General features: G+C 57.2%; 25 protein-coding genes and 1 pseudogene. 15 read left to right on the top strand and 11 right to left on the bottom strand.

What is annotated here, in order from left to right; all coding sequences use genetic code 11:
- Window positions 1-362: 362 nt before the first annotated feature.
- Window positions 363-650, top strand: coding sequence for a hypothetical protein (locus tag VGK48_06315; protein HEY2380782.1), 288 nt, complete (start codon window positions 363-365; stop codon window positions 648-650).
- A gap of 111 nt (window positions 651-761) precedes the next feature.
- Here the strand turns inward: VGK48_06315 and VGK48_06310 are convergent, their stop codons facing one another.
- From VGK48_06310 to VGK48_06300, 3 genes are all read right to left on the bottom strand, one after another.
- Window positions 762-1313, bottom strand: a complete 552-nt coding sequence (locus VGK48_06310) for a hypothetical protein (protein HEY2380781.1) — start codon at window positions 1311-1313, stop codon at window positions 762-764.
- Window positions 1307-1915 carry a hypothetical protein gene (locus VGK48_06305; protein HEY2380780.1) on the bottom strand — a complete coding sequence of 203 codons (609 nt, stop codon included), beginning with the start codon at window positions 1913-1915 and terminating at the stop codon, window positions 1307-1309. The genes VGK48_06310 and VGK48_06305 overlap by 7 nt, the downstream gene beginning before the upstream one ends.
- 390 nt (window positions 1916-2305) lie before the next feature.
- The gene (locus VGK48_06300) at window positions 2306-2500 is read right to left on the bottom strand and encodes a phospholipase D-like domain-containing protein (GenBank protein ID HEY2380779.1); all 195 of its coding nucleotides are present in this window, start codon (window positions 2498-2500) and stop codon (window positions 2306-2308) included.
- Window positions 2501-2922: 422 nt separating this feature from the next.
- On the opposite strand from VGK48_06300, the gene VGK48_06295 reads away from it, so the two are divergent.
- The 4 genes from VGK48_06295 (at window position 2923) to VGK48_06280 (ending at window position 5856) form a co-directional block, all read left to right on the top strand.
- Entirely contained in the window at window positions 2923-3249 is a 327-nt protein-coding gene (locus tag VGK48_06295) for a helix-turn-helix transcriptional regulator (GenBank protein HEY2380778.1), read from the top strand.
- A gap of 67 nt (window positions 3250-3316) precedes the next feature.
- Window positions 3317-4519, top strand: coding sequence for a HipA domain-containing protein (locus VGK48_06290; protein HEY2380777.1), 1203 nt, complete (start codon window positions 3317-3319; stop codon window positions 4517-4519).
- Window positions 4520-4610: 91 nt separating this feature from the next.
- The gene (locus VGK48_06285; GenBank protein ID HEY2380776.1) at window positions 4611-5159 is read left to right on the top strand and encodes a sigma-70 family RNA polymerase sigma factor; all 549 of its coding nucleotides are present in this window, start codon (window positions 4611-4613) and stop codon (window positions 5157-5159) included.
- A gap of 64 nt (window positions 5160-5223) precedes the next feature.
- Window positions 5224-5856 (top strand): zf-HC2 domain-containing protein, encoded by a 633-nt coding sequence (locus tag VGK48_06280; protein HEY2380775.1) that lies wholly within the window; start codon window positions 5224-5226, stop codon window positions 5854-5856.
- 14 nt (window positions 5857-5870) lie between these two features.
- On the opposite strand, the gene VGK48_06275 is transcribed toward VGK48_06280, so the two are convergent.
- The 4 genes from VGK48_06275 to VGK48_06260 form a co-directional block, all read right to left on the bottom strand.
- Window positions 5871-6620 (bottom strand): class I SAM-dependent methyltransferase, encoded by a 750-nt coding sequence (locus VGK48_06275; protein ID HEY2380774.1) that lies wholly within the window; start codon window positions 6618-6620, stop codon window positions 5871-5873.
- Between the two features lie 9 nt (window positions 6621-6629).
- Entirely contained in the window at window positions 6630-7373 is a 744-nt protein-coding gene (locus VGK48_06270; protein HEY2380773.1) for a glycosyltransferase family 2 protein, read from the bottom strand.
- 107 nt (window positions 7374-7480) lie between these two features.
- A complete protein-coding gene (locus VGK48_06265; GenBank protein HEY2380772.1) occupies window positions 7481-8863 on the bottom strand; it encodes a rhodanese-like domain-containing protein in 1383 nt (460 codons plus the stop codon).
- A gap of 35 nt (window positions 8864-8898) precedes the next feature.
- A complete protein-coding gene (locus tag VGK48_06260; protein HEY2380771.1) occupies window positions 8899-9513 on the bottom strand; it encodes a hypothetical protein in 615 nt (204 codons plus the stop codon).
- A 239-nt stretch (window positions 9514-9752) separates the two neighbouring features.
- Here VGK48_06260 and VGK48_06255 point away from each other — a divergent pair, with 239 nt between their 5' ends.
- From VGK48_06255 to VGK48_06240, 4 genes are all read left to right on the top strand, one after another.
- Complete coding sequence (locus tag VGK48_06255) at window positions 9753-10733, top strand: ATP-binding cassette domain-containing protein (protein HEY2380770.1); 981 nt, start codon at window positions 9753-9755, stop codon at window positions 10731-10733.
- Window positions 10730-12088, top strand: coding sequence for an ABC transporter permease (locus VGK48_06250; protein ID HEY2380769.1), 1359 nt, complete (start codon window positions 10730-10732; stop codon window positions 12086-12088). Before VGK48_06255 ends, VGK48_06250 begins: the two co-directional genes overlap by 4 nt.
- A gap of 92 nt (window positions 12089-12180) precedes the next feature.
- Complete coding sequence (locus VGK48_06245) at window positions 12181-13020, top strand: sulfite exporter TauE/SafE family protein (GenBank protein HEY2380768.1); 840 nt, start codon at window positions 12181-12183, stop codon at window positions 13018-13020.
- Between the two features lie 6 nt (window positions 13021-13026).
- Entirely contained in the window at window positions 13027-13392 is a 366-nt protein-coding gene (locus VGK48_06240) for a DUF1634 domain-containing protein (protein ID HEY2380767.1), read from the top strand.
- Between the two features lie 39 nt (window positions 13393-13431).
- Here the strand turns inward: VGK48_06240 and VGK48_06235 are convergent, their stop codons facing one another.
- Window positions 13432-13806 carry a hypothetical protein gene (locus VGK48_06235; GenBank protein HEY2380766.1) on the bottom strand — a complete coding sequence of 125 codons (375 nt, stop codon included), beginning with the start codon at window positions 13804-13806 and terminating at the stop codon, window positions 13432-13434.
- A 711-nt stretch (window positions 13807-14517) separates the two neighbouring features.
- On the opposite strand from VGK48_06235, the gene VGK48_06230 reads away from it, so the two are divergent.
- From VGK48_06230 to VGK48_06205, 6 genes are all read left to right on the top strand, one after another.
- Window positions 14518-15741 (top strand): PAS domain-containing sensor histidine kinase, encoded by a 1224-nt coding sequence (locus VGK48_06230; protein ID HEY2380765.1) that lies wholly within the window; start codon window positions 14518-14520, stop codon window positions 15739-15741.
- A 191-nt stretch (window positions 15742-15932) separates the two neighbouring features.
- Window positions 15933-16502, top strand: a complete 570-nt coding sequence (locus tag VGK48_06225; protein HEY2380764.1) for a DUF4142 domain-containing protein — start codon at window positions 15933-15935, stop codon at window positions 16500-16502.
- Between the two features lie 222 nt (window positions 16503-16724).
- A complete protein-coding gene (locus VGK48_06220) occupies window positions 16725-17180 on the top strand; it encodes a universal stress protein (GenBank protein HEY2380763.1) in 456 nt (151 codons plus the stop codon).
- The gene (locus VGK48_06215) at window positions 17180-19003 is read left to right on the top strand and encodes a chloride channel protein (GenBank protein HEY2380762.1); all 1824 of its coding nucleotides are present in this window, start codon (window positions 17180-17182) and stop codon (window positions 19001-19003) included. Before VGK48_06220 ends, VGK48_06215 begins: the two co-directional genes overlap by 1 nt.
- A 23-nt stretch (window positions 19004-19026) precedes the next feature.
- Window positions 19027-19530 carry a glycine/sarcosine/betaine reductase selenoprotein B family protein gene (locus VGK48_06210; protein HEY2380761.1) on the top strand — a complete coding sequence of 168 codons (504 nt, stop codon included), beginning with the start codon at window positions 19027-19029 and terminating at the stop codon, window positions 19528-19530.
- A 54-nt stretch (window positions 19531-19584) separates the two neighbouring features.
- Window positions 19585-20229: a hypothetical protein gene (locus VGK48_06205; protein ID HEY2380760.1), complete on the top strand. Its 645-nt coding sequence runs from the start codon at window positions 19585-19587 to the stop codon at window positions 20227-20229.
- Window positions 20230-20346: 117 nt separating this feature from the next.
- Here the strand turns inward: VGK48_06205 and VGK48_06200 are convergent.
- The 3 genes and pseudogenes from VGK48_06200 to VGK48_06190 form a co-directional block, all read right to left on the bottom strand.
- A pseudogene (locus VGK48_06200) lies at window positions 20347-20511 on the bottom strand (LuxR C-terminal-related transcriptional regulator).
- 118 nt (window positions 20512-20629) lie between these two features.
- A complete protein-coding gene (locus VGK48_06195; protein HEY2380759.1) occupies window positions 20630-21211 on the bottom strand; it encodes a response regulator in 582 nt (193 codons plus the stop codon).
- A 91-nt stretch (window positions 21212-21302) separates the two neighbouring features.
- Window positions 21303-22448, bottom strand: a complete 1146-nt coding sequence (locus VGK48_06190) for a response regulator (GenBank protein HEY2380758.1) — start codon at window positions 22446-22448, stop codon at window positions 21303-21305.
- Window positions 22449-22450: the final 2 nt, after the last annotated feature.

The raw sequence follows: 22450 nt of genomic DNA, 5'->3' as shown, positions 1-22450 counted from the left end.
AGGCGAAAAATAGTTTTTCGGAGTCCACAGTGAAGTATCCAAAGAAGCATCCCGCACATCCAAGACAGGGTGTGGCGGATTCAAACCAGCGTCCCCGGCATCTAAAGAAGGGTGTCACGCATCCAGGTCAACATGCCGCATTCCAAGTCAGGGTGTCGCGGAGCCAAGCCAGCGTCCCGGGCATCCAAAAAAGGATGTCGCACATCCAAGCCGGCATGCCGCATTTCCTAGTCAGGGTGTCGCGGATTCAAGCCAGCGTCCCCGCCATCCAAAGAAGGGTGTCACACATCCAAGCCGGAGTGTCGCATTTCCAAGTCAGGGTGTGACGAATTCAAACCAGCGTCCCCGGCATCTAAAGAAGGATGTCGCACATCCAAACCGGCATGCCGCACATTCAAGCCAACGCATCGCCGATTCAAAACAGCATCCCCGGCATCCAGGAATGGATGGCACAGATCCAAGTCCGCATGCGGCACATCCAAGTCAGCGTCTCAGGGATTCAAGGCGGCATCCCCGGCATCCAAAGATGGATGCCGCACACCGAAGCCGGAGTTGCCCGGTTCCAATTCAACATGCCGGCAATCCAATTCAACGTCCCGCAAAACCAAAGTCCCGTACGCCGCATTCAACTTCAGAAAATGATTTCCTGAATTGGCGTAATTTGCGGCTAATCGTACCTCAAGGCGCGGATGGGCGAAATTCTTATGGCGCGGAGCCGGCAGCGATCGTCTACAGTAGCCCGTCAACTTAAAATGGACGTCTCAGCAGTAAAAGTGAAGTTCGTCGTGCACGACTCTGCAGTCGACGCCATTCTGGCGGGCTCTGGCAAGCATAGTTCGACGATCATCTGTCAGGAGGACGGTGCGATGACGGACGGCTAGTTCAATGAGTCCGGAATCGGTTGGACCGATCTCGCAAACCCAGCCCCGTCTGCCAGGGTGCGAGTGCAATTCCATCAGTGAGATTAGGGTCTCCTCGAGGCCCTTCGATGCAAGCCAATTCATGGATGCCTCCCAGAAGGTCGTTTGCGAGTCGCCTTTGAGTTGTTGCAAACCTTGCAATTCACCTATGACGTGCGAGGTAGTCGCGATCGAGCGGACATGATCGAACAACCGAACCATCGCCCTTTGCGCGGAATCGTCGCGCAGGTATGAAGCGACCCTGCTTTGAGCGATCTTGGCCATTGCGGCACCTGGTTCGAGGGTAAAAGCATATTTGAGAACGAGAATGGACATCAGCGGACCGGCATCGACAACTACTTTCTCGTAGCTGACGAGATCAGACAGGCCCTGTCGTTCAGAGACTCCTACCATGAGGGTTCCGATTTCGGAACCGACATGGGATCCACATAGGGCACGTCGTGTTTAATGGATAGGTCCAGCCGAATTTCTTGCAGACTCTGGCTCAATCTGCTCGAAGCCTCTCGCAAATTGGCGCCAGCTGAGTTCACTTCGCGCGACTCTTTCCGGACGTCTGGTGCTTTGAGCAGCTGAACCAGCCGTTCTCTATACGCATTCCAAAAAGGCGCCGTCGTGTAATGATCCGGTAGATCGCCGGTGTTGTTGATGATATATTCGGCTAAGACCGATACATGCTCGGATTTATCGAATCCGCCGAAAAACTCAGACAACATCCGGTCGGGCGAAGTATTCTCGAGCGGCAGATGCCGAAAGCGGGATTGTTCCCAAACCGATCGTAATCCCTCCGGCGTCGACAGTTCCTCGTACAATCGCGGTAATTCGGACTTCGTAACGAGCGCAGTATGAAGCTTGCGGCAGGCATCTGTAAGCGTCTGTACGCCTTCGTCGTGCTCGGCAATGTTGGCATTTATAGCCGGATGGAACTTTAGAAACTGTTCGAGATTATCCCGATATTCCGGCGACAGATACTGCGCAACTACTCTGATCCACTCCAAGACGCCGGGCCGAAACCGCCACGTCCAGTTAAACCGGAGTAATCGCGAATTTTCGGTCTCAAGCGCCTTGAGGAGCGGGTTAATAACGGAGTCGAACCACGCTCGAACAATCCGCGGGCCAGGTGCCGTTGATTTCTGCCTACGTGGTTTATTCTTCGGCTTCTTCACGCTACTTGCCACGCCTCTTCCTTCCGACAACCATAATCAGGGGTTTCCCGAGCAAATACAATTCCAGACTGGAGTGTTTGTTTTCAACGCAGTAGCTTCAAAAAAACAGCTTTGTCGCGACTTTGCCGATTTCTAAAAGTCCGAACTGCGGCAACACCCGACGGTTAGGGCCAGTTTCACTCACATCGGCGAAATGTCCCGGCGTTATGCACAATCGATGCGTCATGCTCTTTCACGAATGGCTGAATCAAAAACGGTCCTCAGGGTACCTTCGGCGACCATTGATGAGAAATGTTGCATTAACTGGGCCGCGAGCGCCTTTGAACGGATCACAAGACCAACTTCGATATTCCGCTGTTGAGCCGCTTCGGTGAAATTGGCGGAGCTGATGAAGACCCGGGAATTGTCCACGACGATGACCTTATCGATCTGCCGGTGGCATCAATTGGCAACCGCCCACGCGAACAAATTGAATGGAATCTCCTCCAGTGATGTGGTGTTGGACGATCGAGAATGCCGGGGAAGTTTACGAAGGGCTAAACAGCCTTTTGGAGCATTATTCGGATTGGATTTCGCAAATCGCCCTCGACATTCTGTTAAGAGGATCGATTTCCCAAAAGAAATGATGGTGGAAAGGCAGATGGCCCGGTGGCCACCCCTTCGCCGTTGCTGAACGAACTTCAGCCGTGAGTCCGTGAGTTATCAGCCCTTTAGATGCTCAATATCATGACCAAATAAGCGTTATATGGTTCAGTTATTGAGCATTACAATCGGACAGAATAACCATCAATGATCATTATTATTGTCAGCAGATGCTTTTATGATTAAAATAATGATCAATGGGTAACAAAACCGCGCAACTCACACCCGCAACCGAGGATGCACTTAAGGCGCTGGGCGAAAATATCCGTTTGGCGAGGCTGCGCCGGAAGATTTCAACGACGATGATGGCGGAGCGCGCGGGCATGACACGAAACACTTTACGCGCGGTAGAGCGGGGGGAAAGCGGTGTTACCATCGGCGCCTACGCGAGCGTGCTTTTTTGCCTCGGGCTTGAAAACGATCTTCTCCTGATCGGAAAGGAAGACCCGCTCGGACGCAAGCTTCAGGATGCCGGCATCACCTACGGCCGAAAGCGTATTTCCAAACCCAACGAGGATGAGTAAAGCCGGGCAACAGCAACGGGCGATCCAGGTTTGCGCCCACTGGCAAGGACTGCCGGAGCCGGTCTCCATGGGTACACTTTTCGTGTCTCTGGCGCGCGGCAAGGAAATCTTCTCATTCGAATACGATCCCGAGTGGTTGAAATTGCCGCAGGCGCAAATTCTCGACCCCAACCTGGGTCTGTTCACCGGGCCGCAGTACGCGCGTGAAGACCATGCGAATTTCGGCGTGTTCCTGGACTCTTCACCGGACCGCTGGGGACGACTGTTGATGCAGCGCCGGGAAGCTCAACGCGCACGGCAGGAAGAACGCAGCGTGCGAACGCTTCTGGAGTCGGACTATCTGCTGGGCGTCTACGACGGGCATCGCATGGGCGCGCTGAGATTCCGGCTCTCTTCGCGCGGCCCGTTTCTCGATAGCAACATTGAAATTGCTTCGCCCCCATGGGCGCGGCTGCGGGATCTCGAATATGCCAGCCTGCAGCTGGAACGCGAGGACGCGGAGAGCGACAAGGACTACATGAAGTGGCTGAAACTCCTGATCGCGCCCGGCGGTTCCCTTGGCGGGGCGCGGCCGAAAGCCGGAGTGGTCGATCAAAACGGTCATTTCTGGATCGCCAAATTCCCCAGCCGCCGGGATGACATCAATATCGGCGGCTGGGAATACGTCGTCCATCAACTCGCTCTGAATGCGGGCGTGCAAGCCGGAACCGCCAGAGTTCAAAAGTTCTCCGGAGACTTCGACACCTTTCTGACCAAACGGTTCGACCGCTCGGATACCGGAGAACGCATCCATTTTGCCTCCGCGATGACATTGCTCGGGAAGAAAGACGGCGATAGCGGTGATACCGGCGTCAGCTATCTCGATATCGCCGGGTTCCTGATCAGGAACGGAGCGCAGGTGAACAAAGATCTCGAACAGCTGTGGCGGCGAATCGTCTTCAATATTTGCGTATCTAACGTTGACGACCATTTACGCAATCAGGGTTTTCTGCTCCATAAGGGAGGGTGGGTATTGTCGCCCGCATTCGACATGAACCCTTCTCCAACCGGTGACGGGCTGTTACTCAATATTTCGAAGGACGATAACGCGCAGAACCTGGATCTCGTCCGGAGCGTGGCGCCGTTCTTTCGTGTCAAAGGCGGCAGGGCGGAAAACATTATCGCTGAGGTCTTGAAGTCTGTGGGTGATTGGCACCAGATCGCACAACAGAATGGCCTGGCCCATCGCGAGATCGATCGCATGGAGTCTGCATTCCGGGTGAGGGCATAGGGCATTAGTTTTCACGTGCGCATCTTTGTGGTATCCTCCCGCGCAAATGTTTTCCGCGTCGGGTTCCGGAGCGAGGGTTGAAGGTCATGATTTGCCCAGCGACGCAGAGCTGGTGGGGCTTTGCTGCGAGGGCGATCCCTCGGCATGGGAGCAGCTGATTCACCGCTACAAGCGGCTGGTGTGGTCGATTCCCGCGGAATACGGTTTCGACGAAGACGAAATCAAGGATGTCGCACAGGAGGTCTGGGCCACGCTTCTAAAGGGAATTCACGACTTGAGGGACCCCGCGAAGGTTTATTCCTGGCTGATGACAACGACGGATCGGCGGTGCCAGGCGCTCGCGGCTCGAAGACCACAACGCGTCGTGGAACACCAGATCGAAGAGCCACGGGATCCGGCGAGAACTCAAGAAGAAGTCCTGTCATGGACTCAAAAGCAGCAGGTGCTCCGCGGGATACTGGAGATATGGCGCGATCCCTGCAGCCGGCTGATCCAGGCTCTCTTTTTCGAAGAGCGAAGGTACGAAGAAGCGGCCCAGCTTCTTGGCGTGTCCCCGGAGGGGATCGGCGCCCGGCGCACCCGATGTCTCCAATGGTTACGGCGAATGCTCGCTGATCGGGGCGTCACCGATATATGCTGAGGCGAAAATATTTTGTACTTTTGCGGTGGCTGCGGACCTCTATTAGACAGGAGAGTATTGCCGGATGAGCGATGAAGGCGATATGCAGCACGTAAGTGCCGACGACATATTGACTTACCTGGATGGCAAGGCATCGGATGCCCGGCAATCGGCGCTCGAAGCCCATCTGGCCGTCTGCGCCGGGTGTGCGGAAGAGAAGAAGCAGTTCCAGGCTCTGGAATTCCGGCTGCGCCAGGAACCCCGGTTTGAGCCTCCGGCGGACGCGGTGCAGGCCTGGATCGATTTATTCCCTGGTCCGCTCCAGAAGCCGAAGTCTCCGCTGCGGCAGATTATCGCTTCCCTGGTTTTTGACACCTTCGATCAGCCCCTGCTCGCCGGGGTGCGCAGCCATGGAGGCGCGCTCCGCCCCTCCATGTACCGCGCCGGCGCCGCCGGTTTGGACGTGAAGATCGAGGTCACGGAAGCCAACGAACGAATCACTATTGCCGGTCAGCTCTTTTCCGGCGTCGCGCACTTTCTCGACAACACCAACGTCGCGCTCGAGTCCGGCGGCATCCTCCGTTACCAGACGCGTACGAATGAAACCGGCGAATTCTCGTTCGACGTGCCGGCAGATACCTACCATCTCTTGATTGACCTGCCTGAAGACCAGGTCCGGATTTTGAGCGTCCATCCCAGGAATTCCCGCGAGCAATAGCAAAAAGGAAAGGTTCAATATGCCTTCCGCGCGTAGCAGATCAACGACAGGCCGAACGGCAGGCGCCGTCCGCTTTTGAACCAGGCGGCTTCGCTCGCCAGCGCGTTGCGGAATATGGCGTCGAGCCAGCCGAGGCCGCGGGGGAGCGGTTTCACGTCCGTTCCGCCGCCAATGCCCGCGTGTTTCAGGAAACGGCGAACGAGAATGATCGGGAACAGGAAGCCGTTCGCATAGCTGCTCCATTCGACCATGAAACCCGCCGCGGCCAGCTTTTTCGCGAGCTCATCCCGCTGATAGCGATACCGCACTTCAAGCTCGTCGTCATGCGACGACCACAGCCACATGAACGCGGGCACGCGAATGAAGAGATGTCCGCCCGGCTTCAGGACGCGATGCATTTCGCGCAGTTCCGCATCGTGCATGGTTACCGGCGTCTGGGTGACGACTTCAAAGGAAAAGACGAGATCGAACGTTCCGGATGCGAATGGAATCTCCGTAATGGAAGCCTGCGCGATCCTCCGGAAGCCTCTCTGGCGGACATGGCGTAAAGCGTCGTCGGCAAGATCGAGCCCGTAGACTTCCCGTTCGCCTTCGGCCGCGTAATAACCCAGGTTGAAGCCTGTGCCGCAACCCGCGTCGAGTATCCGGAGCCCCGGCCGGGCCAGTTCACGCGCGGCAATGGTATCGGTGATCTGGCGCATCGCGGCGAACCACCAGTATTTCTCTTCGAGTCGATACAGCAGCTCGAAATCCTGCGCGTGCATGTGGCGGAGTCAGTACTTTTTCGGCGCGATGTTCATCCGGACCGGCAGTCTGTGCGAGATGACCAGATTCCACCACACCCGCAGCAGGCCCCGGAATGTGTATGCAAGATGGCGTATGCGAAAGAATTCGCTGCGTCCGTGCAGCCGGGGATAGTGGCTCACCGGGATTTCGACCATCCGAAAGCCGGCGCGTTCGAATTTCTTGGCCATTTCAACGCAGATGACGCCGCTTCTGGATTCCAGGGTGATCGTATCGAAAATGTACCGGCGGAACAGGCGGAAATCGCAGTCGACATCGCGGATTTGCAGGCGGAATACCAGGCGCATCGCGCGGCGGTAGGCGGCCCCGATCCAGATGCGATACCACGCATCGGCGCGCTTGACCTTGAAACCATTGACCAGATCGATATTGGGCTTCAGGTGCGCGAGCAGATTGTGCATTTCGCGCACGTCGTACTGGCCGTCGCCGTCCGTATAGAAGATGACGTCTTTTGTGGCGTTCGTGAAGCCGGATATCAGCGCGGCACCGTAGCCCAGATTCCGGGCGTGATGGATCACGCGCAGGAAAGGCAGCTCTTTTGAAAGCCGGTCGAGAATTTCGCCGGTCTGGTCCTTGCTTCCGTCGTCGACGACGAGCACTTCAAAATCGCTGGTCACCTTGCGCATTTCTGCCGCGGCAGTGCGCACGATACCTTCGATGGTGTGTTGGTCGTTGTACGCCGGAAAGAAGGCGGTCAGTGAAATCCGTTCCACTATCAGCCGTCCTCAGTTATTTTCCGAAAATTTCCCCAAAAACGGCTCGATATTAACATGTTGGTGAAGAGCCCGCACTAATTAACGATACCACCCGGGTACACACCTCATACCACAACCGGCAGTCCGGCATTCGTCCAGGCGGTGATTCCGCCGCCGACGTTGGCGATATTCCTGAAGCCCAGTTGTTCGAGCAGACTGCACGCGATCGACGATCGGTAGCCGCCGGCACACATGACCGCAAGTTTCGTACTTCGATCCAGCGAGGCGGCCGATGCCGTCAGATGACTCAACGGCATGTGCGCAGCTCCTGCAACGTGGCCGTTGTTCCACTCCGGAGGCCGCCGGACGTCGATGACCGTCTCCACGGAGCGTTCATCGATTCTTTGCCGGAGCTCTTCGACCGAAATCTGTTCGACCGTATCGAGCGGTAAACCGGCCTCGTGCCAGGCCAGCACGCCATCTTTCAGATATCCGGAAACCTGTTCGAGGCCGACCCGGGCCAAGCGCGTTCGGGCTTCGCGGACGCCTTCGTAGTTCTCGGCGATGATGATCAGCGGAACATCCGGTTTGATGAGGCTTCCGGCCCATGACGCAAACTGGCCGCCGAGCGCGATGTTCAGCGAACCTCTGATGTGGCTTGCCCCATATTGAGACGACGGCCGCGTGTCGAGAATAAGATGTCCGCCGCGCTGCATCTTCTGCACGGCTTCCGGAGCCAGGGCCAGCGGCTCCGGTAACTCTTCGATGAGAGCAGGACCCTCGAGGTTGATCCGGGCGTCGCGGCTGAAGTATGCCGGCGCTTCGGGCAGGTCCGTGGTCATCATCTGGATGAACTGGTCGCGCGTCATGGGCTGCAACGCATAGTTGAACCGGCGCTGGTCGCCGATCGTTGAAGATGTTTCGCTGGAAATGTGGCGGCCGCACATCGAGCCTGCGCCGTGCGCCGGGAAGACTCTGGTTTCATCCGGCAAGAGCATCAGCTTGCGATGAAGCGAGTCATGAAGCATGCCTGCCAGGTCGGGCGCGGCCATGCGGGAGCCCAGCAGATCCGGACGCCCGACATCGCCGATAAACAGCGTGTCGCCGGTGAGCACGCCGTATGGCACCGTGCCGGATTTTTCGCGGTCGAAAATGAGCACGCTGATGGACTCCGGAGTGTGTCCCGGCGTTTCAAGAAACCGGAGGATCACATCGCCCATCACGATCTCGTCTCCTTCGTGTACGGGAACGCAATCAAACTTCGGCGCTGCCGCCGAGCCGAAATAAATCTGTGCTCCGGTCCGCGCGGCAAGCTCGTGGTGTCCGGAAACGAAATCCGCATGAAGATGCGTCTCGATGACGTGTTTGATCTGGAGGCCCTGCGCCTTCGCGTCCTCTATATAGATGTCGACGTCGCGCTGCGGATCGACCACGGCGGCTTCAGCGCCGGACCCGATGAGATACGAAGCGTGTGCAAGACAGCCCAGATAGAACTGACGAAAATACATGGCCGCAGATTACGCGGATTACGCAGATGGAGCAATCACCAACGTACTCCCGTCAAGTCGATGGCACTGGCAATCTGAAAACGAATGTGGTCGGTCCCGGTTTCCCTGGAACCGGTGCCGGTCGCGAGACCTTCGAGCGCTCCGGCGCCGAGCGGATCGTTATCGACGACGGCGCCGCCGGCCGCGCCTACTGCGGCGCCGAGCATACCGCCTGCGGAGCGCACCATCAGATCGAGAGACGACATGGGCCGCATCGTCGCGACAACGGGGCTGGATTCGACGGGAACCGTCCGGCCGCTGAAAATCAGCTGCGTCACCCGCAGTGTCAGGTCTTCGGAATCTCTGTTGCGTCTTTGTAAGGAGTCGATGTGAACGCCAACGCGCGTGTTTTCAGGAATGGCAAGTTGACGCCCGGCATATACCGGATCCGCGCTCATCGCCTGCATGGTGTCTCCGGGCTTGCTGCTCTCGAAGATGCCCTCCACTACTTTTAAGGTCAAATAAGTTCCGGCCGGTACGATCAAGCGCGTCGGCGCCGCTGGCTGTCCATCGAGATGAGCGGTCCCGCCGCCGGAACGACGATGCGAAACCAGCATCGCAGCGATGGTGATCGACGCGAAAATACAGATCAGAGTAACGGCCTGCTTCATACGCCGGACCCTCACAACGCGTCCGGATCAGCGGAGCATCTTTGCTGCCTTTGTGCTCCTGCTTTCCATCAGCGCTATCTGCGTCATCTGCGGCCGTATGATTCCCAATGCGATCCGGTCCTGTGCCACGTCGCTGGTATGGAATGGGTATCCGGATGCCGTCGGAAGATGTGTTCGTTTCTCAAAACTCTACAGGGTTCAAACAAATTAAGGTATAACTGCCATCCAGGTAAACCTCATTGGAAACTGCGCTCGAGCTGAAAGCTGTCACAAAGATATTCGGCAGAACCAAGGCTGTCGATCACATCGATCTGGTTGTGCCGCGGGGCGGGATGTATGGATTCATCGGCCCGAGCGGGGCTGGGAAGACGACAGCCATTCGCATGATCATGTCGATCCTTTTCCCGGACTCCGGAACGCTGTCGGTTCTCGGGCGCGCCTCCGCGACGGAAGCAAAAGATCGCATCGGCTACCTTCCTGAAGAGCGTGGTGTTTACCGGAAGATGCGTGTGCTCGCGTTCCTGACATTCCTGGCGCAGCTGAAAGGCGTTGCCGCAACTGCCGCGGCGGCACGGGCAACGAAATTGATGGCGCATCTCGGCCTCGGCGATGTCGGCCAGAAAAAATGTGAGGATCTCTCGAAGGGGATGCTTCAGCGAATTCAATTTATCGGCTCGATCATCAATCAACCCGACTTGATCATTCTCGACGAACCATTCGGCGGCCTCGACCCTGTCAGCGTGCGGCTCATGAAGGAAGTGATCGCGGAAGAAAACCAGCGCGGTGCGACGATCCTTTTCTCCACACACGTGATGGAGCATGCGGAGGAAATGTGCAGGCACATCGTCATGATCCATCAGGGCCGGAAAGTGCTGGACGAACCCATGGAAGGACTGCGGCGGCAGTTCGATACACGCACGATCTATCTGGAGCCGCTCGATCCCGCGGCGCGGGCCGGCGTTCTGGAATCGATGCCGATGGTCGAATCGGTGAAAGAATCGAACGGCGGTTACACGATCCGGCTCGGCGAGAAATCCGATCCCGCGTCCGCGATGCGCGAGATCGTAAACGCCATACCGCCGGCCCGCATTGAATTCGAGCGCGTCCGGCTCGAAGACCTTTTTATTCGCATCGTCACGGGAGACGGATTATCGGATGAACATGCGACCGAACTCCGCGCGCACCTGCGCGGATTGAGCGGAGCCGGAGTGGGCTTATGAACAAGATCGGCCTTGTGGCGGCCAGGGAATTCGTCACAACGATTTCAAATAGAGGATTCATCGTCGGTTTGTTGATCATGCCGGCCGTCATGTTTCTGCTCATCCGGGTCGCGCCGAGAATTCTGAACGCGCCGTCGCCGGAGATTCATGGCGGCATCGTGGTGATCGATCCCACCGGACAGGTCATGCCGGAACTCCATAAAACGCTCGATCCGGCATATATCAAAGGTCAGCGCATGCGGAACTTGATTCGCGGGATGAGCGAATCCGGAGCCGCTTCCGGCGGACCGGGTTCCAATCCGCTTTCCGGGCAAGGCGCTGCGCCGCCTGTCCTTGAGATTCTCGAGCGGCCGGCGGACGCGGCGGTCCAGAAAGAGAAAGACTGGCTGATGGATAAGACGGCAACGCCCAGCCGGCTGGCAGTAGTCGTTATTCATCCCGATGCCGTCACTCGCGGCGCCGGGCGCCGGGGATACGGCGCCTATGATCTCTATGTTTCGCCGAGCCTGAACGACGAAACCGAAGGCGTGATCTATGAAGCTCTGCGCGATGCGCTGGTGCGCGTCCGGTTGCGCGCAAATAACGTCGATCAGGCTGCGATCGAAGCAGCAATGCTCGTTGTTCCGCCGCGCTCGGTGCTTGTCGCCGCAGGCGGCGAGCAGCAAACCCAGCGCGGGTTCATGCGCGCGCTGCCGTTCATCCTCGGTTTGATGCTGTTTATGGGAGTGATGATCGGGGGACAAACGCTGATGACCTCGACGATCGAGGAGAAATCGAGCCGCGTGGTGGAAATTCTGCTCAGCGCGGTGTCGCCGATCGAACTGATGGCCGGCAAGCTGATCGGCCAGCTGGGCGTGAGCCTGTCGGTGCTTCTGGTCTATATCGGACTGGGCTTGTATGCGCTGTCGACATTCTCAATGTTGAGTGCGGTGGATCCGAAGCTGGTGCTTTATCTGATTGTGTTCTTCCTGATTACCTATCTCGTCTACGGCGCGTTGATGATGTCGATCGGAGCGGCGGTGAATCAACTGTCCGACGCGCAATCGCTGATGGGACCCATCATGCTCCTGCTGATTGCTCCGTATATTCTGGCGCCGATTATCGGCCGCGCACCCAACTCCACGTTCAGCGTCGCCGTCAGTTTCGTGCCTCCCGTGAATACCTTCGCGATGATCGCGCGCATGGCTTCCGATTCACCTCCGCCGTCCTGGCAGATCTGGCTGACCGCTTTGATCGGCATCGGCGCTGCCTGTGTTACCGTCTGGTTCGCCGGTAAGGTCTTCAAGATCGGCCTGCTCATGCACGGCAAGCCGCCGAACTTCGCGACCCTGATCCGCTGGGCGCGCGAAGCCTGATTTTCACGCGACATGTTGAAATCGCGTTTTTGTGCAAAGCCCCAGTATGTAAGTTGCATCGCGCTCCGGTAAGATGTTTTTTCAGCCGGATTGTGACGACACTCGAATTCACTTTACTTCTTGGGTTGACGGCATTCATCGCAGGATTGCTTGGAGCGCTCACCGGCCTCGGTGGGGGTGTGGTCATCGTGCCCGCGCTGTCGCTCGCGTTCGGAGTGGATATCCGGTACGCGATCGGCGCCTCTCTGGTGTCCGTCATCGCCACATCCTCCGGTTCCGCGTCTGCATACGTCCGGGAAGGTTATTCCAACATCAGAATCGGAATGCTGCTGGAAATCGCAACAACGATCGGGGCTCTATTTGGAGCTTTCCTTGCAACCTACGTAACGACCGGGACCATTGCAATCGTCTTCGGCGTCACTCTGCTTTATTCGGCATACCAGTCCGTATCTGATTTCAGGCGTTCCGGCGGCGAGTCTGCAGCCGAAGACGCGCTGGCCAGGAGATTCAAGCTGCACGGTACGTATCCCGGGCCCGATGGGCCTATTCCGTACGGCGTGCGAAATGTTCCAGCCGGGTTCGGTTTGATGATCGGGGCAGGTGCATTGTCGGGACTGCTGGGGATCGGTTCAGGCGCCGTAAAAGTGATCGCGATGGATCGGGCGATGCGGATTCCCTTCAAGGTCTCGACCACGACGAGCAATTTCATGATCGGCGTCACCGCCGCGGCGAGCGCGGGCGTTTACCTCAGCCGCGGTTACATCGATCCGGGCCTTGCGATGCCGGTTATGCTTGGCGTGCTTTGCGGCGCATTGCTCGGCACCAAAATCCTTGTTCGCGCAAGCGTTCCCGCCTTGAGGAAAGTATTCGCGGCAGTGATCTTCGTGCTGGCGGCGGAGATGATTTTTAACGGAATAACCGGAAGGATCTGAACGGCAATGACGGACCGGCAACTTCAATCGATGATCGGGACCGTCCTCCGCACAGGCGTCCTCGCGGCTGCAGTCATCGTCAGCGCGGCGGGCGCGCTCTATCTGGTCCAGCACCATGCGGAGCAGCCGCGTTACGCAAAATTCACCTCAGAGAGCGCCGATCTGCGAACGATTGGCGGGATTGTCCGTTCCGCCTTCCATCTCAACAGCGAGGCATTGATCCAGTTCGGACTGCTCGTGCTGATTGCCACACCGGTTGCCCGCGTGGCGCTGGCCGCTGTGGGGTTCTATTTTGAACGCGACAATCTATACGTCGCTGTCAGCCTGATCGTGCTCACCATCCTCATCTTCAGTTTGAGCCACTCGAGCTAGCCTGGTCTGCATTCCTCAGCGATGGAATTCGATTCGTTTCTATCTGGCCGACCCGTCTGAACCGGTGAAAAGCTTTTCCGCGGCGTCTGAATAGATCAGCGCAATCACCGCAACCCGGTGTGAGGAATACCACTTTGCCAACTCGTTTATCGTTCGCTCGAGTGCAGGCGTCGATGGCTGATATCGGAATGTCTGTTCGCTCCCTGCATAACGTGACGACAGCATTCCGGCGGCTGACAACATTTGCAGGCGAGCCAGGGCGCTCGTTCGCTCGGTCCGCAGTTCTCTGCTCAGTGCCAGTGGGCCCCACTCTTTATCGGGTTGTTGGCGAAGCAGGAGCAGGATTTCGAGGGCATCAACAGAATGAATATGTTTAACTAGAAATTGTCTGACAGTTTCGGGAATTACTTTCAACGCACATCTCCTTCGTTCCACGGAAGACCCGCTTTCGGAGATGCGAGCTAACACAGAAGTATGCAAATCGATACGGCGGGATTCAGGCAGGGAAGAAAGTAAGGTACGGCCGTCAGAGTGTCGCGGCCCAGCGCGAGTCGGAAATGCCAGAACAGGCCAACAAGGGAGGACGCGCAAATTGCAATCGCAACAAAGTTCGTAATCTGCGCCATCGGTGTGGGTGTCAACGGCGACAACACGTCCAGCACGAAAAACAGACAGGCGATCAGTAATAGTATGCGTGCGTTGGATCCCACGAATTCTCTCATCAAACGGCAGGTATCGTGAGGCGATACCTCGTCATACTATACGCGGTTGCTCCCAGACAATTCAACCGCTGATGCGGCGTCACAATTTCCGTAAAAGGTGTAGGCTAAAAGTAGAGATAAAATCTGGGGTGTTGTGCTTGATGTCCGCTCAGCTCTTAATCCTGAATCGAGCCGCAACCAACGGTTTCGAATCCGGTATCTGGCGCACAAGATGAGTCCCGGTGCCGTTCATATCAAGACCTACACGGTGGCTATACTGTCTGTTGCTGTTGCTATTTTTGCGACTGCCGCAATTCCATTTCATGCTGCGCCCAATTATGTCCTTCTGATGTTGGCAGTTTTCGTATCAGCTTGGTATGTCGGCCCTCTGGCGGCTTTCGCTGCCATTGCCATTGGTGCAGTTTTGAGCGGCACAATATTCAAAGGACCACCGGAGGAGCTGGTAATCCGGACGGTCTTGTTTCTCGCCGCCTCCAGTGCCCTGACGCTCTGGGCGTATCGCGAAAAGCGGTTGCAAAGCGCAGTCGAATTGTCGAATTCCCGATTTCGGCTCTTGATGGACAATGTCACGGACTACGCCATATTAGTTACCGCCCCCGATGGGATCATTTTAGATTTCAACTCTGGAGCAAAACGGATTATCGGACTCGATGCGGCAGACCACGGACGAAGCCTCAGAATGATATTTCCTCCGGATGAGCGTAACGCCTTTGAGGAAGAGCTTTCGAGCGCAGAACAAAATGGGGAAACCCGGGACGAGCGATGGCACTTGCGAAAGGACGGATCGCGCTTTTGGGGCTACGGAATTCTGACGGTGTTACGCGACCATGACGGCGGCCTTAAAGGATACGTCAAGATTCTCCGCGATTTGACCCGGCAAAAGACAGCTGAGGACGAGCGAAACACTATGTTTCAAGAGCTGGAAAACACCAATGATGTCCTCGAACAGATGGTCGCAACACTGGCGCACGATATACGGGTTCCGCTTACTGCAATCCTTGGTTGGACAGCGATCAGAAAAAGCGGGCAGTTGAAAAAGGAATCGGAGATCGATCACGCTTTCACTGTCATCGAACGCAACGCGCAGAAGCAGCTTGAGCTGATGGAAGGATTGCTGGAACTGTATAGGGTCAAATCCAGGCAAGCCGAAGCGGATTTCAAAACCTGCAATTTGTCCGCCATTATTTATGATGCAGTTGAGACCATTCGACTGGCCGCGGAATCGAAGAAACTCCGAATAGACCTGTTCGACTGCGAGCCCCGAATCCTTACGGCGAACCCCACGTGGCTGACCCAGATCTTTACCAACCTGCTTCAAAATGCCGTGAAATTCACTCCACCGCGAGGAAGCATACATGTGACGTGTCAAACGTCAGCGGCGTCGTTTCGCATCACAATTAGCGATAGCGGCATCGGAATTCCTCATAACCTGCTTCCCCACATCTTCGTGCCGTTCAAGCGCGGCGTTTCAGACGCGCCTGGTGCGGGTCTCGGCCTTGCGATCGTTCGCGAACTGGTGGAAAAACACGGGGGAAGCGTGTGTGCAGATAGTGCAGGAGAGGGTAAAGGCGCCACCTTTGTCGTCGAGTTGCCGCTCCGGTCACACCATGAAAAACGCGCTGCCTGAGCGCTGCCTGCATCTGCTATTGCAGCCTATGGATATCGTGCTACGATAACTGAAGCTATCACGTGTTTTGTTGAGGCTTCTATGAACTCGGTTCGCGGGGCCAAAGCCCTCCAAGCGCATTCACTTTCGGCTCCGCGACTTCTTTCCTCGTTAGGTTCACCGGAAACAATTTCAATTTGTTAGGAGGAAGCATGAAAAGCGGTCGTCCGTTAATGATCAATGCAGCCGTCGCAGGCGCCATATTGGTCCTTGCCGGTTGCGCCCATAATCAACCGATACAGGCTTCTGTTCCCGACCCCGTACTCAGCGCGGCCGGCCAGAATTTTCTGTTTCAGGCGCAACAGGAAGCGGCCAATGAGCGAGATCTCGCCGTGATTGCGCGCAATAAGTCGGCCAATAAGAATATAAAGACGTACGCCGATATGGTGATCAAAGACGATATCGAATCCCTGCAAAAACTGTCCCAACTCGCTCAAAAATACAAGCTGAAGCAACCGGCTGCGCCCGCGGAGGACTCAAAAGACGTAACGCAGCTCAAGCGGAGTTCGCGCCGTACTCTTGACAAGGAATTCCTGAAACTGACGGTACAGGATGAAGGACAACTGGCCGGTATGCTCAAGGGTGAAGCAAGCTCGCCTGCCGATCCGGATGTGCGCGACTATGCAAACAACCTCATGCCTGTCGTCGAAACAGAATTAAAGAAGGCCCAGGAACTGCAATCGCCTGTAAAGAACCGCCATGCGAAATCGTCGACATTTTAAGGGGTTGTAGCCGAACGTAATCCTGCGTTCGGCATCACCGAACGCAGGATATCCGAGAGCGCCCGCCGTCCCGCCTTTTTTGCCGGATTTATTACTGCCAGCGTATTCGGGAATGTGACGTGCACTTCTGTTTTCTATCGAACAGACATCGGCGATGTCCGGACTGAAGCCGGGCTCCGGTTCACGACGGCTCCGGATATTCGGGAGTGGAGGCCAAATCAGATGCTTAAAGTTCTGGTTGCCGTCGATGATTCTCCCTACTCAGATGCCATCATACAGATGTTGAGCGCCGAGATGCGGCCGGCAGACACAACGCTCCGCCTTCTGCATGTTGCCGATCCGTTTCCCACCCGGCGCGCCCAGGCCAAGGGCAGTAAAGAGTATCCCGACTACGAAACGGCGAGACACGAGCAGTATGAAGAGGCCCGGCAACTGCTCACGAGCGCGGCAGCCAGGCTCGAGGCGGCCGGGTTCAGCACAGAGTGGACCGTTCATGAGGGTGATGCCAGAGGCGAGATTCTCGATGAAGCCCAGGCATGGGGCGCAGATCTGATCGTACTCGGGTCGCATGGCCGGAGTGGATTGAAGCGATTGCTTACCGGCAGCGTCTCCGACGCGGTGGTCCATCATGCGGCTTGCTCGGTCGAGATCGTCAGAGTCATCCATGCGGCTCACTAATGCCGCCGGAAGTTCGCCCCCCGGCCGCGGCCCTCAACAGGCAGATCGTGGACGAGACGCACCGGTCTCTTTCGCCGCCGGTCTTTGGCGCTCTCGCGGTGGTGCTGGGCTTCGTCGCCGGTCTGGGCGCATTCGGATTTCGCATTCTGATTGCGTTGTGCCACAACCTGGCGTTCCTTGGCCGGCTTTCGACTGTATACGACACCAATCGCCATACACCGGCCGGCCCCTGGGGTCCGGCGGTGGCATTTGTCCCGATCGCCGGCAGTATATGCGTTATATTTCTCGTCCTGACTTTTGCGCCTGAAGCCAGCGGGCACGGCGTTCCGGAGGTCATGGATGCCATCTATTACAAAAACAGCGTGATCCGTCCCGTGGTGGCCGCGATCAAAGCGTTGGCATCCGCGATCTCGATCGGAACGGGAGGATCGGTCGGCAGGGAAGGCCCGATCATACAGATCGGAGCCGCGTTTGCGTCCTTCAGCGGCCGAATGATCCGGGTGTCGCGTTGGCAGAGAGCGACGCTGGTTGCGGCGGGAGGCGGCGCCGGCATTGCCGCCACATTCAACACCCCGATCGGCGGGATGCTGTTTGCCGTCGAAGTACTGCTTCATGAGGTCAGCGCCCGGACACTGGTACCGGTCGCTCTCGCAACCACAACCGCGACCTACGTGGCCCGCTATCTGTTCGGCAGCGCTCCCGCATTTCCCGTGCCGCCATTGCATATTCCGGAAACGGCGGCGCTGTTACCGGCATACGCCTGTCTCGGTGTGGTGTCGGCCGCGGCTTCGGTGGTCTTTATCCGCATGCTTTACGGCGGTGAAGACCTGTTCGAGCAACTCGTTCCGAAGCATCCATACATCCGCCACGCCATCGGAATGCTCATCGTCGGAGTGATGTTTACGACGCTGTTCCGGCTGACGGGACACTACTACATCGAAGGTGTCGGATACGCGACGATTATCGACGTGCTCACCGGCTCTGTGCGTAGTATCTGGTTCTTATTGCTGCTTTGGCTGTTGAAACTCGTGGCGACATCCTGCACCCTCGGCTCGGGTGCTTCCGGCGGTATTTTTTCTCCATCGCTCTTCATGGGCGCCACGCTGGGAGCCGCCTATGCAGGCGTTCTTCAGCACTTCCTTCCCGCGCTCGAAATTCATCCGGCGGTATTCGCGCTTGCGGGAATGGCCGGCCTTGTCGCAGGAGCGACCGGCGCCGCTCTGACGGCAATCGTCATGATTTTTGAGATGACCCTGAACTATGCGGTCGTCCTGCCGATGACGTTTGTTGTGGCCGTCAGCTATGGTCTTCGCCGCCTGATACTTCCTGAGAGCATTTACACCATGAAACTGGTGCGCCGCGGCCATGTCATGCCCTACGCGCTGCAGGCAAACGCCCATCTTGTGCGTCACGTGGCCGGTCTCGCCATCTCCAAGGCCGACGTTCTTCCGGCCGGCTCGGCGCCGGCGCGCATGACGTTTGATGAAGATGGGAATGGCGCGGCTTATTTTGTCTTCGTCAAGGATGACCAGATCGCGGGATTCATTTCGCGCGAGTGGGCTCTGACGCACACTGACGTCTTACGCAACGCGAGGCGGCTCGATCAACTCGTGCGGCCGGACTTCGTTACGGTCACAGCAGAGGCCACCCTTTTCGAGCTGCTTGCCACGATGCAACACGCTCGGGCATCCGTTGCGATCGTCACGGCGCGCGTGGCGAAAGGCGCCGGCCGGCTCGCCGGGCGCCTCGATATCAAGGGCGTTATCGGACAGGCGGAGATCGCCAGAGCGTTGACGGAGGGTTTGGAACTCTTCGAGGACTGAACTGCAATCCGCATGGTATTTTCATGTGGAAAGGAGCGAAGGGAAACCGGACCGACATGCCGCACATCGAAGATCTGAGTGCCGCGCAGCGCCAGGCGGTGCTGAACTTTCCGTGTTTCGAGTACGATGACTCTCCATTCGTTCCATTGCGCGAGCCGCTCCGGAAACTCAAGCTGGCATTGGTGACGACAGCGGGGTTGCACTGCCGCGGGGACCATCCCTTTTCTCCCGGCGATCAGAGTTACCGTCCGATTCCTTCCGATACGCCGGCCCGGGACATCCTTCAGAGCCATAACAGCATCGGTTTCGATCGCACCGCGATATACCGGGACCTGAACGTCACATTCCCCCGCGACCGGCTTCGGGAGTTGGTGGAACGGGGCACGCTGGGATCGAGAACTTTACATGACTACTCCTTCATGGGGGCCCAGACAAACCCTAAAAAGATTCTGGAGGAGACGGGGCCCGAGGTCGCGCGCCTGCTCCTCGCGGAAGGGGCCGGTGCGGCGCTTTTGACTCCAACCTGACCCAATTGCACGCACACGGTCAGTGTGCTCGCCCGCGCGATGGAGGGAGCGGGATTGCCCACGTGCAGTCTGGTGCTCCTCAAAGAACATGCCCGGCGTACCAAGCCGCCGCGCGCTCTCTTTGTGCCCTTTCCCTACGGTTATGCTCTGGGTAAGCCGGACGACGCGGAGTTTCAACACAGAGTTCTCAGCGCGGCGCTGGATCTCTTTGGCGCGTCCGCACCTGTACTCGCGGAATTCCCGGAGGCTGCAGACGCGCCGGTGCGGCTGATCCAGGCCAGCGAAATCGTACCGGGCACTGCGAAGCGCGATCCGGCGGACGATTTAACGTCCATGCGGGGCTATTACGAGCGCTGGCTTAAGGAACACGACGGCCGGACCGCCGTCGGAAACTCCGGCATACCCCAGCGCCGATTCCGCGGACTCGTCCGCTTCCTCGAGGCATACGCGGCAGGCGCGCCTGAGGCTTATCCGGAAAAGCCGGCCGGCACCCCGGCTCCCTTGTTCATCCGGCGTGCTGCCGACGACCTGAAGGCATTCATGCTGGAAGCGCGGATGCAACAGCGGCCTCATGACCGGGACAATGCCCTCTACGAGTGGTTCTGGTCACAAACCGCCCTCGGGCCGCTGCTTGTACGCGTCGCGCAAAGACTGAAGGAGGAAGGCGAGGAAAAGGCGGCTTTCGGCATCGTCCGCTGATCACCTCGATCTGGTCAGAGATCTCGAACACAGCGCGTCCTCTGGAGAAATCGGTGGCGATTTGCGTGATCGTATTTACCAAGTCGAGCAGGTGTTACAGCAACGCCCGGTATGATCTCAATGCATGATGCCCTCCTGGTAGGCATAACGCATCAGTTCGCCGTTGTTTCGCAAATTCAGCTTTTCCAGCAGGCGCACGCGATATGTGCTTATGGTTTTAGGACTCAATGCGAGCTTGTTGGCCATTTCCGACAGGGACAGCCCGGAAGCCAGGAGACTGAGAACTTCGTATTCTCATTGAGATAACCGTTGTGATTGGTTCCCGCCCGCGATTTGGATCAGGAGCCTTACAAGTTCGGACGTTTGAGCATCGTGGAATTCGAATCTGGAAGCTGATGAATCACTCGTCTGATCCCATTGCCTGAGCTTTCTTTTCGTGACGGCCGCGAACCATTTCACGGACCATATTTGCAAGCGCATCAACGCACTCGGAACATTCGCCAAGGTGTTCGGATTCCCGTGCCGATAAAACGCGGGTCACTTCAGCCGTTTCGGTGAGACAAGACTCCGCGGCTTCCATGAGTTTTGCATGAGGAATGTGTGCCGAGCGGCTTCGATGCAGCGCGATCCGGACGGCCTCCAGGAGGAGCGCCGCATCGAATGGCTTGTGCAGCACGTTTACTGCGCCGCACTCCATTGCCCTTTGCCGCAGAAATCTATCATCGAACGCGGTGATGAAGATGATCGGAATACGGAAGCCGCCGTCGTGCAGGCGCCGTTGCAACTGCAAGCCATCGATGCCCGGCATGCGGAAATCCAGAAGCAGACAGCCGGTTTCTTCGAGCGCTCTTGAATTCAGGAGATCATGGGCCGCTGCAAAAGTTTCGACTCGATAGCCAACGGATCGGAGTAGATTCCCGGTTGACGCGCGAACCGATTCGTCGTCATCAACAACCGAGATCACACCTTCCGGAAATCGCATTGTTCGATAGTAGGGTTGCCGCGGCTGGATAGCTATTCTACTTAGAGCGTGTAGAACTACACTTTGGTATAGGCCGCGAAGAGGAACAGGATCAGGCGCCCAGGCAGCGCTCCATTCGCATCTGGTGGGCACCGGGAACGTGCCGCGGCAGCTCTATCGTAAAACCGGTTCCCGTGTCCGGTTTGGAGTCTACGCCAATGGAACCGCCATGAGTCTTCACAATCTGCGCAACGATGTACAAACCTAAGCCGAGCCCGCTCACACCAGAGCCCTTTGATGCAGAGGACCTGAACGGGTCGAAAACGTACGGCAAAACCGAATCCGGAATATGCCCCTTATTGTGGACCGAGCAGACGATGTCATCCGGGTGAGCGCCGTTCAGCACAATAGTAACCGGTTCACTGCGATCACCGTGGTTGAGCGCATTGCCAATTAGATTCGAGACTGCCTGGCACATGCGCGATTCGTCCCACGTCCCCTGCAAGTCGCCAATCGCAGTAAGGTTGATAGTGGCTGTTGCATCGGCCAACTCGTGTTCCGCGATGACCTTCTTCACGATTTCCAGCAAGCTCGTGCCCGCGGGCTTCACAGGGAAAGACCCCGTTAATCGAAGGTTTGAAAAGTCGAGGAGGTCCTCAATCAGTTTTGTCATTCGGACACAACTCGCATGGATGCGCTCGGCGGTCGAGCGGACGATGCATTCGTCGCTGGATTTCTGAAGAACCACTGCCGCTCCAGCGGCGATGCTCTGCAGTGGATTTCGCAAATCATGGGCGATTGCTGCGGATAACAGTTCGTTGAGCCTGAGTATTTCGTGCTGCTCTTCGAGCTGTTCGGCGATTTGCCGGTTCTGCCGGTGAAGCTGGACAAACACGTCGACCTTGGTTTTCAAGATATGCGGCTCCACCGGTTTGAATATGAAATCGACGGCGCCGAGTGAATATCCTTTGAAAACCCTCTGTGGATTGTGCAACGAAGCGGTAATGAATAGAATCGGAATCCTCCTTGATCTTTCGGTTCCTCGCATGAGCTGCGCAAGCTCCAACCCGTCCATCTCCGGCATCTGTACGTCGATCAGCGCAAGCGCAATTTCATGGGCAAGAAGGATTTCCAGGGCCTCGCGGCCGGATCTCGCTTTCAGCAATTGAAGGTCGTCTGACTTCAGCACGGCTTCAAGAACGGTAAGATTGTCCATGTGGTCATCTACCAGAAGCACTTTCGCGATTGTATTTGCCATTA

This window comes from Terriglobia bacterium, from assembly GCA_036496425.1.
Classification (GTDB): Bacteria; Acidobacteriota; Terriglobia; order 20CM-2-55-15; family 20CM-2-55-15; genus 20CM-2-55-15.
This window is presented reverse-complemented; position numbering and strand designations above follow the sequence as displayed.